The sequence below is a fragment of the Methylorubrum podarium genome, from assembly GCF_022179745.1.
Lineage (GTDB): Bacteria > Pseudomonadota > Alphaproteobacteria > Rhizobiales > Beijerinckiaceae > Methylobacterium > Methylobacterium podarium.
Genome location: NZ_BPRD01000494.1, coordinates 1 through 13636, shown reverse-complemented (window position 1 = coordinate 13636; position 13636 = coordinate 1). Strand labels below are relative to the sequence as shown.

14 protein-coding genes and 1 pseudogene are annotated in these 13636 nt (G+C 71.8%); 10 read left to right on the top strand and 5 right to left on the bottom strand.

The features are described 5' to 3' along the window. Positions 1 to 240, top strand: a pseudogene (locus MFF42_RS21785) (DNA polymerase III subunit delta'); the annotation flags it as partial. A gap of 30 nt (positions 241 to 270) precedes the next feature. Here MFF42_RS21785 and MFF42_RS21780 read toward each other — a convergent pair. Continuing rightward, positions 271 to 1914, bottom strand: a complete 1644-nt coding sequence (locus tag MFF42_RS21780) for an acyltransferase family protein (RefSeq protein ID WP_238257695.1) — start codon at positions 1912 to 1914, stop codon at positions 271 to 273. Positions 1915 to 2308: 394 nt separating this feature from the next. Here MFF42_RS21780 and MFF42_RS21775 point away from each other — a divergent pair, with 394 nt between their 5' ends. Then, the gene (locus MFF42_RS21775; protein WP_238257693.1) at positions 2309 to 2845 is read left to right on the top strand and encodes a YciE/YciF ferroxidase family protein; all 537 of its coding nucleotides are present in this window, start codon (positions 2309 to 2311) and stop codon (positions 2843 to 2845) included. 102 nt (positions 2846 to 2947) lie between these two features. Here the strand turns inward: MFF42_RS21775 and MFF42_RS21770 are convergent, their stop codons facing one another. Further along, entirely contained in the window at positions 2948 to 3148 is a 201-nt protein-coding gene (locus MFF42_RS21770) for a hypothetical protein (RefSeq protein WP_238257691.1), read from the bottom strand. A 300-nt stretch (positions 3149 to 3448) separates the two neighbouring features. Between MFF42_RS21770 and MFF42_RS21765 the strand changes: the two genes are divergently transcribed. The 4 genes from MFF42_RS21765 (at position 3449) to MFF42_RS21750 (ending at position 7150) form a co-directional block, all read left to right on the top strand. Continuing rightward, complete coding sequence (locus tag MFF42_RS21765) at positions 3449 to 3664, top strand: hypothetical protein (RefSeq protein WP_238257690.1); 216 nt, start codon at positions 3449 to 3451, stop codon at positions 3662 to 3664. A 179-nt stretch (positions 3665 to 3843) separates the two neighbouring features. Then, the gene (gene metG, locus MFF42_RS21760; protein ID WP_238257688.1) at positions 3844 to 5412 is read left to right on the top strand and encodes a methionine--tRNA ligase; all 1569 of its coding nucleotides are present in this window, start codon (positions 3844 to 3846) and stop codon (positions 5410 to 5412) included. Positions 5413 to 5465: 53 nt separating this feature from the next. Continuing rightward, the gene (locus MFF42_RS21755; RefSeq protein WP_238257686.1) at positions 5466 to 6263 is read left to right on the top strand and encodes a TatD family hydrolase; all 798 of its coding nucleotides are present in this window, start codon (positions 5466 to 5468) and stop codon (positions 6261 to 6263) included. A gap of 56 nt (positions 6264 to 6319) precedes the next feature. Further along, positions 6320 to 7150 carry an MBL fold metallo-hydrolase gene (locus MFF42_RS21750; protein WP_238257684.1) on the top strand — a complete coding sequence of 277 codons (831 nt, stop codon included), beginning with the start codon at positions 6320 to 6322 and terminating at the stop codon, positions 7148 to 7150. Between the two features lie 215 nt (positions 7151 to 7365). Here MFF42_RS21750 and MFF42_RS21745 read toward each other — a convergent pair whose 3' ends face one another. The 3 genes from MFF42_RS21745 to MFF42_RS21735 all read right to left on the bottom strand — a co-directional run bounded on the left by MFF42_RS21745 (position 7366) and on the right by MFF42_RS21735 (position 9959). Further along, positions 7366 to 7758, bottom strand: coding sequence for a group III truncated hemoglobin (locus tag MFF42_RS21745; RefSeq protein WP_238257682.1), 393 nt, complete (start codon positions 7756 to 7758; stop codon positions 7366 to 7368). A 94-nt stretch (positions 7759 to 7852) separates the two neighbouring features. Beyond that, on the bottom strand, positions 7853 to 8686 hold the full coding sequence (locus MFF42_RS21740; protein ID WP_238257680.1) for an SGNH/GDSL hydrolase family protein: 834 nt from the start codon (positions 8684 to 8686) through the stop codon (positions 7853 to 7855). 340 nt (positions 8687 to 9026) lie between these two features. Further along, complete coding sequence (locus MFF42_RS21735; RefSeq protein WP_238257678.1) at positions 9027 to 9959, bottom strand: DMT family transporter; 933 nt, start codon at positions 9957 to 9959, stop codon at positions 9027 to 9029. A 115-nt stretch (positions 9960 to 10074) separates the two neighbouring features. On the opposite strand from MFF42_RS21735, the gene MFF42_RS21730 reads away from it, so the two are divergent. From MFF42_RS21730 to MFF42_RS21715, 4 genes are all read left to right on the top strand, one after another. Continuing rightward, the gene (locus MFF42_RS21730) at positions 10075 to 11589 is read left to right on the top strand and encodes a protein adenylyltransferase SelO (protein ID WP_238257676.1); all 1515 of its coding nucleotides are present in this window, start codon (positions 10075 to 10077) and stop codon (positions 11587 to 11589) included. Between the two features lie 6 nt (positions 11590 to 11595). Then, positions 11596 to 12423 (top strand): SDR family NAD(P)-dependent oxidoreductase, encoded by an 828-nt coding sequence (locus MFF42_RS21725; RefSeq protein WP_238257675.1) that lies wholly within the window; start codon positions 11596 to 11598, stop codon positions 12421 to 12423. A 16-nt stretch (positions 12424 to 12439) separates the two neighbouring features. Continuing rightward, positions 12440 to 13366: an alpha/beta hydrolase gene (locus MFF42_RS21720; RefSeq protein WP_238257673.1), complete on the top strand. Its 927-nt coding sequence runs from the start codon at positions 12440 to 12442 to the stop codon at positions 13364 to 13366. Further along, positions 13363 to 13636 (top strand): NAD(P)-binding protein (locus MFF42_RS21715; protein ID WP_238257671.1); only part of this gene is annotated, 274 nt, incomplete at its 3' end. The genes MFF42_RS21720 and MFF42_RS21715, both read left to right, overlap by 4 nt.

The window sequence follows — 13636 nt, the reverse complement described above, 5'->3', positions numbered from 1 at the left end:
GAGACGCTCGCCGGCCGCGACGCCGAGCCGCTGCTCGCCACCGTCCTCGACGCGATCCAGCGCCACGTCGCCGCCGAGCTCGACCGGCGCCGGGACGAGGGGCCGGCCCGCTTGCTCGGGCTCGTCGAGGCCGCCGAGCGCATCGCGTCGTCCGCCCGCGAGGCGGCGATCTACAACCTCGACCGCCGGCCGCTGGTGCTCGCGGCCTTCCGCGAACTGGCGGCGGCCGCACGGGCGTGAGCGCGATCGACGAAGCCGGGTGAGAAGCGTTCAGCGCCCCGGCGCAGCCAGCACGCCCATCCGCCCGTCCGCATCGATGGCGAGCGCGAGCGGGGCCGGGTCCGCCGCGCAAGCGGCCGCAGGGATCTGCATCCAGAAGCCGATCCGGTGGCCCGGACGCGCCGGGCCGATCACCTCGGCGAGATCCTTGCGCATCCGGCGCGGCCGATCGAGGCCGATCAGGCGGCCGGAGCAGTAGACGGCCAGCCGATAGGTCTGCGTCGGCCTCGCCGGATCGAAGGCGTAGGCCGAGACCACGGCATCGACCGGCGAGGTGCGCGTGATGAACTCCAGCGCGCCCTGCATCGAGGGGGGAAGCGTGAGGCCGCGGCCGTCGATCGCCGCGGTGGCCGCCGCGGGGTCGGTCCAGCTCCCGGCGGGCAGAGCGGCGAGCGCCGTCCGTGCCCGTCTCTCCTGCCAGTCGTCGCGGGCGGTGTCCGCGCTGCCCCAGGCGGCACAGCCGGCAAACATCAGCAGGTAGGCGGCGAGCCAGCGCCGGAGGGTGACGGGCGCGGCCGCGTCGATGCGGCGGCGCAGGGCGCGGTAGAGCGCGAGATCCACGGGTCCGAGCAGCACGGCGAGCCCGAGCGCGACCACGATGGCGGTGAGTCCGTAGGCGAGCCCGGACCAGTGGGCGGGCACAGCCCGGGCGGTCAGCACCAGCACCGGGACGTGGACGAGGTAGAGCACGTAACTCGCATCGCCGAGGGACAGCGCCGCCCGCGTCACGGCGCCTTCGCCCCGGGCCTGACGGGCCGAGGCCGCGGCTCCCACGAGCAGCACGGCCGCGATCCCGCCGAGCCAGCGCGCCAGGTCGCGCTCGACGAAGAGGCAGGCGGCGAACAGCGGGAGAGCGAGCAAGCCGGCCATGGGGGTGATCCGGCCGGAGGCGATCAGCCGGGGCAGCAGCAGGCCGCCCGCGAAGGGCACGCAGGCGGCCGCCACGGGCAGCATGTAGGCCGGCGGCAGGACCAGGTCGCGCGAGGCCGCCGGCAGCAGCAGGAACGCCGCCGCGAGCAGGACCAGCCAGAGGACGGCCAGCGGCACGATCCGGCGGGCGAGGCCGGCACTCGCCAGCCCGAACAGGCCGACATAGAAGCTCGTCTCGAAGACGAGGGTCCACTCGACGTTGAGCGCGTAGCTGCGCGGGCCGGCGGGCGCGAGCGACAGGGAGAGCGGAGCGAGACCGCCGAGGCTCAGGCCGAGGGCGGCGAACACGGCGGCGAACAGCGCGACGACCGCGAGGTAGGTCGGGAAGATCCGCGAGATTCGGTGCGCCAGGAACACCAGGGGGCGGTCGCGCACCACGAGCCCCGCCATCAGGGTCCCGGAAATCGCGAAGAAGACGGCGACGCCCCACACGCCCATCATCGCCTCGAAGGTCGGGAACGAAGGCTCCGCCCCGCGCAGGATCTGGGCGTAGACCGCCGCGTGATGGACGAGCACCGTCGCCGCCGCGAGCCCGCGCAGGATCTGGATGTTGCTAAGGCCGGCGGCCGCGCGGCGGCCGGCCGAGGCGGGGACGGGCCCGGCCTCCAGGGCGACCCCCGGTCCGAGGCCGGTGGCCGGATGTGCGGCGACCAGCGGCGCGGTCCGTGCGGGCCTGGGCAGCATCCGGGCAAGGCGTGCGAGCATGACGATGCGTGTTTCCGGCCCCGGCGGGCGCGTCGGGTCCCCGCGGGCTTCGGAAGCGATCCGTAACGAAGACTTGGGCCGTTTTGGCGTGGCGGCGGCGTTCGTCGGCGCGTGCTGCCATTCGGCAACAGGTCGGGCGGCCGGGCTTCGACATCCGCACGCGGAGGGGAACGAGCCCTTCGGCGACGCGGCGGGCGGCCCGGGACAGGCCAGGGTGGCGGCGGGCGGAGCCGTTCGCGGCGTGGTTCATCCGCCCGAAGGTTCCCGGCAATTTTGCAGTCTTCCCCGCTATAATTTGCGGACCCGGGCGCCGAGCGTGGCGTTTCAACGGGACAGGCTGCCGGTGAGATCGCTCCCGCAGCCGACCCGTTGAACAATCCGGAGACGAATCACCATGGCCACCAAACAGAAGACCTTGCACGATGCGTTCTACGAGACGCTGAAGGACGTTTATTACGCCGAGAAACAGTCCGTGCGTGCGCTGAAGAAGTCGGCCAAGGCGGCCGAGCACGAGGAGCTGCGCCAAGCCTTCGAGACGCATGCCGAGGAAAGCGCCGGTCAGGTCGAGCGTCTGCAGCAGGTGTTCGAGATCATCGGCAAGCCGTCCCGCGCCAAGACCTGCGAGGCGATGCAGGGGCTGACCTCGGAGATGGAGGAGGATCTCGAGGATTTCGAGGACAGCCCGGCGGCCGATGCCGTGCTGGCGGCCTGCGCCCAGGCCGTCGAGCATTACGAGATCGCCCGCTACGGCACGCTGAAGACCTGGGCGAGCCAACTCGGCTACGCGGACGCCGCCAAGCTGCTCGACGAGACCCTGCAGGAAGAGAAGAAGACCGATCAGCTGCTGACGCAGATCGCCGAGCGCCTGAACGTCGAGGGCTCGGAGCCGGCCGGCGGGGCGGAAGGCAAGGGCCGTCGCAAGGCTTCCTAGGACCGGCCTCAGACCACCGAGACGAAGAAGGCGCCGCGAGGCGCCTTTTTTGTTGTCACCGGTTCGGCCTGCACGGCAGCGCGGTCTCCGTCCGAGGTTCGGTCAGATCAGGGCACCGATCAGCGTCGCGGCGCCGATCAGGACAACGCAGGCGCCGACCTGCACGGCACGAAAGGTTTCGCTCAACGAGCGCCGGTTGTCGTTGGCAGCCTGAGGATGCGCGCGCAGGAAATGGCGGTCAAGATTCGGCTCCGGAAGCTCGATCCACTGCTCGTCGGACTCGCGAACCTTGGCGATGGACATGCAGACCTTCCTCGAAGCATCCGGAGAGTGAGATCGACGCGCACGGCTCACGCGTGAGCCTCAGTATTCGACCGTCTCGTTGCCGGCGAGGATTAAACCGATGTCCGGCCCCGTGTCCATGCACAATAGATCAGAAAGCCGGGCAATCGCGCACCATATTGCAAAAATGACAGGTCTCAGGCCTGCAGAGCTTCGATCCATGCGTCCAGCGAATGCGTGGCATATGGTGTCTGGTATACCAAAAGGTGCGCTGCGGTGGCACATACGCTGCAACGCAACACACCGCACGGGACGCTCCTCATGATCTCTCTGGCTCTCCTCGCCGCCGTCGCCGCCGGTGCGGCCAACATCTTCCTGGTCACCCTGGTGGCCAACCGCTTCGGCCCGCAGGCCGGCACCGTGTCCGCCGGTGAGTTCGCCGCCGTCGGCGAGGCCGCCCCGGCCGCCCCGAAGCGCAACGCGGTCAAGGTCGGCAACGAGAACCTCTCGCCGGTCGCCGCCCGGCACGCCGCCTGAGCGTCTCGGCAAGCCGCACGAACGCTGTCGGACGAGAAAGCCCCGCCGGGTCCCCGGCGGGGCTTTCTCGCGTCTGAGCCGGCCCGCGGCACCCGCGGGTCCGGTTGCGTCGCGGGACGTTTTCGCGCCACAAGGCTCTTCAGTCCGACCGACCCTTCGCATCCGGGACATCTTCTGACGTGAGCGCGAGCGAGAAGGCGAACGAGCCCTTCCTCATCACCACGGCGATCTCCTACCCCAACGGCGCGCCGCATATCGGCCACGCCTACGAGGTCATCGCCACCGACGCCATCGCCCGCTTCCACCGCCTCGACGGGCGCGAGGTGCTGTTCACCACCGGCACCGACGAGCACGGCCTCAAGATCCAGCAGACCGCCGCCAAGGCCGGGGTGACGCCGCGCGCCTTCGTCGACGACATGGCCGGGCGCTTCAAGGCGATGGCCGACCGGCTCGACTGCGCCTACGACCGCTTCATCCGCACCACCGAGCCCGATCACTACGCCGCCGCCCAGGCGCTGTGGCGGCGCATGGAGGCCAACGGCGACATCTATCTGGCCAAGTATGCCGGCTGGTACTCCGTGCGCGACGAGGCCTATTACGACGAGGCCGAGACCGTGCTCGGCCCCGACGGCGGCCGCCGCTCGATCAAGACGGACACCCCCGTCGAGTGGATGGAGGAGGAGAACTACCTCTTCCGCCTCTCCAAGTACCAGGAGCCCCTGCTCGCGCTCTACGCGGAACAGCCGGACTTCCTCGGCCCGGAGACGCGGATGAACGAGGTCGCGAGCTTCGTGCGATCCGGCCTCAAGGATCTCTCGATGAGCCGCACCACCTTCGACTGGGGCGTGCCGGTGCCGGACCGGCCGGGCCACGTCATGTATGTCTGGGTCGACGCGCTCACCAACTATCTGACGGTGACGGGCTTTCCCGATGCGCAGGCGCCCAACGCCCGGTTCTGGCCGGCGGCGCTCCACATCATCGGCAAGGACATCGTCCGCTTCCACGCAGTCTACTGGCCGGCCTTCCTGATGTCGGCCGGGCTGCCGCTGCCCAAGCGCATCTTCGGCCACGGCTTCTTCCTCAGCCGCGGCGAGAAGATCTCGAAGTCGCTCGGCAACGTGGTCGATCCGCTCGATCTCGTCGACACCTACGGCGTCGATCCGGTGCGGTACTTCCTCCTGCGCGAGGCGCCCTTCGGCGGCGACGGCAATTACGACCACGAGGCGATCATCACCCGCATCAACGCGGATCTCGCCAACGACCTCGGCAACCTCGCCCAGCGCTCGCTCTCGATGGTGGCGAAAAACTGCGGGGGCGCGGTGCCGGAACCGGGGCCCCTCACGGAGGCCGACGAGCGCCTGCTCGCCGCCGCCGCCGCCCTGCCGGAGACGGCGCGGGGGCTGATGCGCGATCTCGCCCTGCACGCGATCCTGGCCGAGATCTGGGCGGTCGTGGCCGAGACCAACCGCTACTTCGCCTCCGAGGAGCCGTGGCGCCTGCGCAAGTCCGATCCGGAGCGGATGAACACGGTGCTCTACGTCACGGTCGAGACCCTGCGCCGGGTCGGCCTGATGGTGCAGCCCTTCGTGCCGACGGCGGGCGCGGCCCTGCTCGACCTGCTCGCCGTGCCGGTGGACGCGCGCAGCTTCGCCTTCGCCGGCGCCGAGCACCGCCTGCAGGCCGGCACGGCCCTGCCCGCCCCGGCCCCGATTTTTCCGCGGTTCGAGAAGCCGGAGGCGGCGGCCTGACGCGGCCGTCGCCCCGCGCCGCTCCTCCCCAAACAAATCTGCCCGAAGAGACCATGCTGGTCGACAGCCACTGCCATCTCGACTTTCCGGACTTCGCCGCGGACATCCCCGGGGTGATCGCCCGCGCGGCCGAGGCCGGCGTGACGCGCCTCCTCACCATCTCGACGCGGGTCGCCAAGGCGGACAGCTACCGCGCCCTCGCCGAGGCGCACGCGTCGGTCTGGTACACGGTCGGCACCCACCCGCACGGCGCCGCCGAGGAGCCGGACGTCCCGGCGGACACCATCGCAGCGCTCGCCGACGCCCCGCGCTGCGTCGGGATCGGCGAGGCGGGGCTCGACTACCATTACGAGGACGCCGCCCCCGAGGCGGTGCAGGAGCGGGTGCTGCGCGCGCATATCGAGGCCGCCCGCCTCTCCGGCCTGCCGCTGGTGATCCATTCCCGCGACGCCGACGCGCATATGGAGGCGGTGCTCACCGACGAGATGGCGCGAGCGCCGTTCAAGGCGGTGCTGCACTGCTTCTCCTCGGGGGCGCGGCTCGCTGAAGTCGGGGTCGAGCTCGGCCTGTCGGTGTCGTTCTCCGGCATCGTCACCTTCCGCCGCTCGGATGCGCTCCGCGACATCGCCCGGAGCGTGCCCCTCGACCGCATCCTGGTCGAGACCGACGCGCCGTTCCTCGCGCCCGAGCCGCACCGGGGCCGGCGCTGCGAGCCGGCCTACACCGCCGACACCGCGCGGGTGCTGGCCAAGGCGCTCGACCTGCCCGTCGAGGACTTCGCCGCGCGCACCACGGCCAACTTCTACCGGCTGTTCGCCAAGGCCGCGGCGATCGAGGGCTTGTCGGCATGAGGGGCGGCATGAGGGCCGGGCGATGAGGGGCGGGCGATGAGCATGGGGGAGGGGGCATGCCGCGCTTGAGCCTGCGCATCCTCGGCTGCGGCTCGTCCGGCGGCGTGCCGCGGGTCGGCTACGGCTGGGGCGCCTGCGACCCGGCCGATCCGCGCAACCGCCGCCGCCGCTGCTCGCTGCTGGTGGAGCGGCGCCAAGGGAACAGGGAAGGGGAGGACGACGGGCGAGGGGGCGCCACGACGGTGCTGATCGACACCTCGCCAGACCTGCGCGAGCAGCTCATCGATGCCGGCGTCATCCGCCTCGACGCCCTGCTCTACACCCACGCCCACGCCGACCACACCCACGGCATCGACGACGTGCGCCCCCTCGTCATCCACATGCACCGGCGCATTCCGGTCCACGCCGACCCCCTCACCCGGGCGATGCTGATCCAGCGCTTCGGCTACGCCTTCGAGACGCCGCCGGGCAGCCTCTACCCGCCGATCCTCGACCTGCACGAGATGCAGGCCGGCGCGGTCCTGACCATCGACGGCGCGGGCGGCCCGATCGCGGCGGAAGCCTTCCGCATGGAGCACGGCAACGAGATCGCCCACGGCTTCCGCTTCGGCCCCGCCGCCTACGCGCCGGACGTGAGCGTGATGCCCGAGGCGGCCAAGGCCCGCCTGCACGGCCTCGACCTGCTGATCATCGACGCCCTGCGCGAGACGCCGCACCCGTCGCACTACTCGGTCTCGGACGCGCTCGCCCTGATCGAGGAGGTCGCGCCGAAGCGGGCGATCCTCACCAACCTCCACACCGATCTCGACTACGCGACGCTGGCGCGGAAGCTTCCGCCGAACGTGGTGCCGGCCTATGACGGGCTGACCGCGACGGTCGATCTGTAAAGCCTGTTTGCTCGAGCCACCTTGGCAAATCCGCCGCTCCTCATGCTGAGGCGCTCGCGGTACGCAAGCCTCGAAGCACCCCGGAACGGTCGATCCCACGGCACCGGTCTCCAGGGAGACGCGTCGCGGCGTGCTTCGAGGCTGCTGGCGCAGCACCTCAGCATGAGGCGCGTCGTGGATGCCGAAACAGGTCGCTCGAACAGCCTCTCAGAAAATCAAGCCCGCACGTCACGCATCTCCGGCCGGAAGAACAACCCGGCCTTGAGGCTGTCGCCGATGCGATGCGCCCGCTCGACGATCTCCGCCGCGATCGACGGCTCGAAAACCTCTCTCGCCGTCTCCTCGAACAGGCCGAGCCAGCGCGCGAAATGCGTCGGCGCGATCCCCTCGATGCCGAGATGGCGGCCGAACGGGTTGCCCTTGTAGCGGCCGGTCTTCAGCAGCACCGAGGACCAGAAGTCGCGGATCGTGGCGAGGTGGCGCGGCCATGCCTCGTCCGGGATCTTCTGGGCGAAGACGGGCCCGATCAGCGGATCGCGGCGCACCCGGGCGTAGAAGGCATCGAGGAAGGCGGCCAGCGCCGCCTCGGTCAGTTCGGCCTGCTTCATGACGCAACGCAGGAGGAGGGACAGGAGACGGGGCAAGGCGCGGGGAGGGGGCCTCTCAGCGGACAAGGCGCCCCTGCCCCGGTCGGTTCCAGGGTCAGTTCCGGGCGAGCGAGGGCTGGATCAGGCCGGCGCCGACGAGGATCTGGGCGGCGGCCGCCTTGGCGAGTTGGCGGTAGCCGGCATCGGTCATGTGCAGGCCGTCGGGGCCGATCATCTGGGCCGGGGTCATCAGCCCGTGCGTGACCCAGGACTGCATCAGGGCGCGGCGGCGGATCACCGGCACGCCGAGTTCGGCCGCGAGCGCGTGCAGCGCCTCGCCGTAGCGCTCGGCGCCCTGCACGCCGGTGAGCTTCTGGCACCATTGCTGGTCCATCAGCACCACGTCGGCCCCCGTCGCGCGGATCGCCAGGATGCCGGCGCGGGTCAGTTCGACGAAGCGCTCCAGCGGCACCCCGGCGAGCGGATCGTTGCTGCCGGTCTGCCAGACCACGAGGTCCGGGCGCTCGGCCAGCACGTCGCGCTCCAGGCGCCGCGCCATCGCCTCGGAGGTGTCGCCGCCCTTGCCGCGGTTGATCACGGTGATCGAGCGGCGGCTCGATGCGCCGATCTGCAGGCGCTCCTCGAGGTCGCGCTCCAGCAGGGCAGGGTAGGCCGTGGCCGGCGACGAGGCACCCGCCCCTTCCGTCGAGGAGGAGCCGAAGGCCACGATCCGCACGTCGCCGTCCCGCCCGAGCAGGGAGGCGAGCCGCACGAGCTTCGCCGGCAGGCGCTCGGCGGAGGCCGGCTTCTGCGACTCCAGAACCCGTGGCCCGGTGACCGGCGGCGCATCGGGCTGCGCGCCCGCGCCGGTGACGCCGAGCGGGCCGGCGAGGGCGGCGGCGAGGATCAGGCCCGGAAGCGTGCGGAACGACAGCGTGCGGAACGACATGGCGAAGCGTCTGACAGCCGATTCTGTTTCCCGATGTCTCCGGCTGATGCCCGACGATTGTGACGATTGCGAGAGACCCGCGGCAGGCCGGACCGCATCGGCGCAGAACGGCGCAAACCTGGGAAAATGCCGGGGATTCATGGTTAATGGATACCGGAAGGGGGTCGCGCACACATCCTCATGTTCCATAATATATCTTATGCGAACACTCCTGGTGGGGCTGGAGGGGCTTGTTGCGGGCTGGATGCCACGACTGTGCCGTCCTGTTCCGTGTCCCGACCCGCGGTGGAATGAGATCGCCCTCCCCCTCGCCTCGGACCCTTTTCGCCTCCGCCCACGCTCAGCGGCCCTTGGCCCGTACCGCGCGCCGCCCGGCGATCTCGGCGATGAGGATGCCGCCGAGCACGAGGAGGAGCGCCAGCGTCTCGGCGCCGCCGAAGGGCTCCCCCGCCAGCAGCACGGCGAGCCCCGCGCCGAAGACCGGGACGAGGTTCACGAACAGCCCGGCCCGGTTCGGGCCGATCAGCTCGACGCCGCGGATGAAGGAGAGCTGCGCCAGCAGCGAGGGGCCGAGCGCGACGAAGGCGATGATCGCCCAGGCCGTCGCGGTGGTGGGCCAGATCGAGCGGCCGAGCGCCCATTCGGCGGCCAGCGGCGGCAGCGAGGTCAGGAGCGCGGCCAGCGCCAGGGCGCTGAAGAAGGCGAGCCCCGACACCGCGGGCCGCCCGGCGAGCGCCACGGTGTAGCCGGCATAGACCAGGCTCGCGACGAGCATCAGCCCGTCGCCGAGATTGAGGCCGAGATGGGCCAGCACCGCGAGGTCGCCGTGGGTCGTCGCCACCGCGACGCCCACCAGGGTGACGGCGGCGCCCAGAAGCTGCCCGGCCCGCACCGGCACGCGGCGCACGGCGAAGTTCAGCGCCATGACGAAGACGGGGATCGCCCCCTGGATCAGGGCGACGTTGACCGCCTTGGTGTAGATGCCCGCGGCGTAGAACAGGCTCGCGAAGATCGTGAAGCCGAACGCCCCCATCAGGAACAGGTAGGGCCAGCGCTGCACCAGCCGGTCCCGGTCCGCCAGGATGGGGCGGCGCGCCACCACCACCAGCACCGCGAAGGCGAACGCCCAGCGCAGCGTCGTCAGAACCTGCGGCGAAACCTCGCCGACCGCCCACTTGCCGGCCACCGTGTTGCCCGCCCAGAGCAGGGTGGTCAGCGTCAGGATCGGATAGGCCACCGCGGAGGCGCGGGAGCCGGGGGTGGCTTGGGTCACGCGGGAAGGTCCGTGTACGAGGCTCGTTCCGGTCCGATGCCATGCCGTGCGGGCGGCAGAATAGCCAGGGGAGGGCACGACACATATTCCGTGAAGGGATCGCCCCTCCCCGCCCATGGGTTCACCCGTTCGTCGGCTTGACGTTCCCCCGCGCCTGCCCGACTCCTCCCGCCGCACCGGAGCCGAACCCCTGCCCCCTCATCAAGCCTCGCGCCGCCACGCCGACCTCGGGCCCGACTTCGCCGACGTCGTCGCGCCCGCCGCCTTCCCGTCGGCGATCCTGCGCTACCGCAACCAGGCGTGGGCGCGGCGCGTCGGGCTCGACGGCCTGTCGGACGAGGACTGGGTCGCGCATTTCGCGCGCTTCATCCCCCTGCCCGGCTCGTTCGAGCACCCGCTGGCGCTGCGCTACCACGGCCATCAGTTCCGCTCCTACAACCCCGATCTCGGCGACGGGCGCGGCTTCCTGTTCGCGCAACTGCACGACCTGCGCGACGGGCGGCTGCTCGATCTCGGCACCAAGGGCAGCGGCACGACGCCCTGGTCGCGCGGGGCGGACGGGCGGCTGACCCTGAAGGGCGGGGTGCGCGAGGTGCTCGCCACCGCCATGCTGGAGGCGCTCGGCGTCGAGACCTCGAAATCGTTCAGCCTGATCGAGACCGGCGAGGCGCTGGAGCGGGGCGACGAGCCCTCCCCCACCCGCTCGGCGGTGCTGGTGCGGCTCTCCCACTCGCACCTGCGCATCGGCACCTTCCAGCGCTTCCTGTTCCTCGAACAGCCCCAAAACATCGCCCGCCTCGTCGATCACGTGGTCGAGACGTACTATCCGGGCATCCGGGCGGCGGACGGCGCTGAGCGGGCGGCCCTGTTCTTCGAGGCGATGACGGCGCGGGTGGCGCGGATGGGGGCGCAGTGGATGGCCGCGGGCTTCGTCCACGGCGTGCTCAACACCGACAACATCAACCTCACCGGCGAGAGCTTCGATTACGGGCCGTGGCGCTTCGCCCCCGCGCACGACCCGGCCTTCACCGCCGCCTATTTCGACGAGTGGGGCCTCTACAGCTTCGGCCGCCAGCCCGAGGCCCTGTTCTGGAACCTGAGCCGGCTGGCCGATTGCCTGCTCGGTCTCGTGCCGAAGGAGCGGCTGGAGGCGGGGCTGAAGACCTTCGGGCCCGCGCTCCAGGACGCGTTTGCCGAAGCGATCCTGTTCCGGCTCGGCGTCACGCCCGTGCAGGGGGAGGGCGAGGGCGCGGTCCACCGGCTGGTCGGCGCCTTCTGGGCCTTCCTCGAGAAGAGCCGCGCCCCGTTCGAGCAGGTCTTCTTCGACTGGCGCGGCGGGCTGGCGAGCGAGCCCCGCGCGGCCCGGAGCCCGGCGGGCGAGCACTATGCCGGCGACGCCTTCCGCCCGGTCCACGCCGCGCTCCAGGCGATGCGCCCCTCCCCGACCGTGAACCTCGACCACCCCTACTTCGCCCGCGAAAAACCCTGCACGATGCTGATCGACGAGGTCGAGGCGCTCTGGGCGCCGATCGCCGAGGCCGACGACTGGTCGGCGCTCCACGCCAAGCTCGCCGAGATCGAGGCCCTGGCCGAGGCCACCGGCACGCGCCCCCTCCCCCCGGAGGCCTGAGACGCGATGGCACGGCGCTTCGTCCTGCGGGGCCGGACCGCCCTCGTCACGGGGGCGGCGAGCGGCATCGGCGCGGCGCTGAGCCTTGCGCTGGCGGAGCGCGGCTGCGCCCTGGCCCTGGCCGACCGGGACGCGCCGGGCTTGGGCCAGACGGCGCGCGCCGCCCGCGCCGCCGGCGTCGCGGTCAGCGAGCACGTGCTCGACCTCGCCGACCGGGCGGCGCTCCTCGCCCTGCCGGGCGCGGTTCAGGCCCGCCACGGCGGCCTGCAGCTTCTCGTCAACAATGCCGGCGTGGCGCTCGGCGGCCGGTTCGAGGACACCGACCCGGCCGACATCGACTGGCTGATGGACGTGAACCTGCACGCGGTGATGCGGCTGACCCATGCCTGCCTGCCGCTGCTGCGGGCCGAGGCCCAGGCGCAGATCGTCAACCTGTCGAGCGTGTTCGGCATCATCGCGCCCGCGGGGCAGGCGGCCTACGCGGCGAGCAAGTTCGCCGTGCGCGGCTTCACCGAGGCCCTGCGCCACGAGGTCGAGGGCACCGGGCTCGGCGTGACGCTGGTGCATCCCGGAGGCGTCGCCACCGCCATCGCCCGCAACGCCCGCACGCCCCGCGGGATGGATCCGCGGGAGGCCGCCGAGGGGCTCGCTGCCTTCGAGCGCCTGCTGACCCTGCGCCCGGAGACGGCGGCCGCGGCGATCCTGCGCGGCATCGAGGCGCGCGCGCCCCGGGTGGTGATCGGCGCGGATGCCCGCCGCGCCCTGCTGATCCAGCGCCTGATGCCGGTGCGCTACTGGTCTCTGATCCGCCGCGCCGTGCGGGACGACCGATGAGGGTGGACACCTGACCATGGCGAGCCTGCGCGCCCACCTCTACGATCTCGCCATCCGCCTCGCGGTGAAGGGACGTCTCGGCGGAACCCACGACGTCTTCGCGATCCGCCGCGCCTTCGAGCGCGCCCAGTTCCCGGCGCCGTCCGGCGTCGCCTTCACCCGAGGCACGGTCGGCGGCGTGCCCGGCGAGTGGGCGCAGGCCGAGGGAAGGGACACGGGCAGGGGCGCGGACGAGCGCCCTACCCTGCTCTATCTCCACGGCGGTGGCTTCATCGCCTGCTCGGCGCTCGTCTACCGCCCGGTCACCGGCCGCTTCGCTCGTGCGGGCTTCCGGGTGTTCACGCCGGATTACCGGCTGGCGCCGGAGCATCCCTTCCCCGCCGCCGTCGAGGATTGCACCGCGGTGTGGGCCGTGCTCGCGGAGGCCGGGCCGGCGGTCCTCGCCGGCGATTCCGCGGGCGGCACCCTGGCGCTCGCCACGATCATCGAGGCGCGCCGCCTCGGCCTGACACCGCCCGCGGCGGCGGCCCTGTTCTCGCCGGCCACCGACCTGATCGGCCGCAGCGCCTCGTTCCGCACGAATGGGCGGCGGGACGCGATGTTCCGCCCGGAAGCCCTGACGCGGCTCGTGCCGGCCTATCTCGCCGGGGCCGATCCCGCCGACCCGCGCGCCTCGCCGATCGAGGCGGATCTGTCCGGCTTCCCGCCGCTCCTGATCCATGTCGGCGCCCGCGAGATCCTGCGCGACGATTCCCTGCGGCTCGCCGAGAAGGCCAAGGCCGCGGGCGTGCCGGTCGATCTCACGGTGTTCCCCGTGGTGGCGCATGCCTGGCAACTCGCCGAGAGTTTTTTGCCGGAGGCGCGCCACTCCCTCGATAGGGCGGCGCTCTTCCTGCACCGCACCCTGGAAGAGGGCACTCACCGGGCGGAGACCGGCGCGTGAGCGGGGCACCCCTCGACCTGATCATCGTCGGCGCCGGCTTCTCCGGCCTCGCCATGGCGATCCGCGCGCGGCAGGCCGGGTTCGACCGCCTCCTCGTGATCGAGAAGTCCGCCGGCATCGGCGGCACGTGGCGGGAGAACACCTATCCGGGGGCCGCCTGCGACGTGCCCTCGCAGCTCTACTCCCTCTCCTTCGCCCCGAAATCCGATTGGACGCGCCTGTTCGCGCCGCAGCCCGAGATCGCGGCCTATCTCGAAGACCTCGTCGCCG

Excerpts from the sequence above, each read along its gene's own strand:
- MFF42_RS21780 (WP_238257695.1), bottom strand. The coding sequence starts at position 1,914 with ATGCTCGCACGCCTTGCCCGGATGCTGCCCAGGCCCGCACGGACCGCG.
- MFF42_RS21775 (WP_238257693.1), top strand. The coding sequence starts at position 2,309 with ATGGCCACCAAACAGAAGACCTTGCACGATGCGTTCTACGAGACGCTG.
- MFF42_RS21770 (WP_238257691.1), bottom strand. The coding sequence starts at position 3,148 with ATGTCCATCGCCAAGGTTCGCGAGTCCGACGAGCAGTGGATCGAGCTT.
- MFF42_RS21765 (WP_238257690.1), top strand. The coding sequence starts at position 3,449 with ATGATCTCTCTGGCTCTCCTCGCCGCCGTCGCCGCCGGTGCGGCCAAC.
- MFF42_RS21755 (WP_238257686.1), top strand. The coding sequence starts at position 5,466 with ATGCTGGTCGACAGCCACTGCCATCTCGACTTTCCGGACTTCGCCGCG.
- MFF42_RS21750 (WP_238257684.1), top strand. The coding sequence starts at position 6,320 with ATGCCGCGCTTGAGCCTGCGCATCCTCGGCTGCGGCTCGTCCGGCGGC.
- MFF42_RS21745 (WP_238257682.1), bottom strand. The coding sequence starts at position 7,758 with ATGAAGCAGGCCGAACTGACCGAGGCGGCGCTGGCCGCCTTCCTCGAT.
- MFF42_RS21740 (WP_238257680.1), bottom strand. The coding sequence starts at position 8,686 with ATGTCGTTCCGCACGCTGTCGTTCCGCACGCTTCCGGGCCTGATCCTC.
- MFF42_RS21730 (WP_238257676.1), top strand. The coding sequence starts at position 10,075 with ATGGGTTCACCCGTTCGTCGGCTTGACGTTCCCCCGCGCCTGCCCGAC.
- MFF42_RS21725 (WP_238257675.1), top strand. The coding sequence starts at position 11,596 with ATGGCACGGCGCTTCGTCCTGCGGGGCCGGACCGCCCTCGTCACGGGG.
- MFF42_RS21720 (WP_238257673.1), top strand. The coding sequence starts at position 12,440 with ATGGCGAGCCTGCGCGCCCACCTCTACGATCTCGCCATCCGCCTCGCG.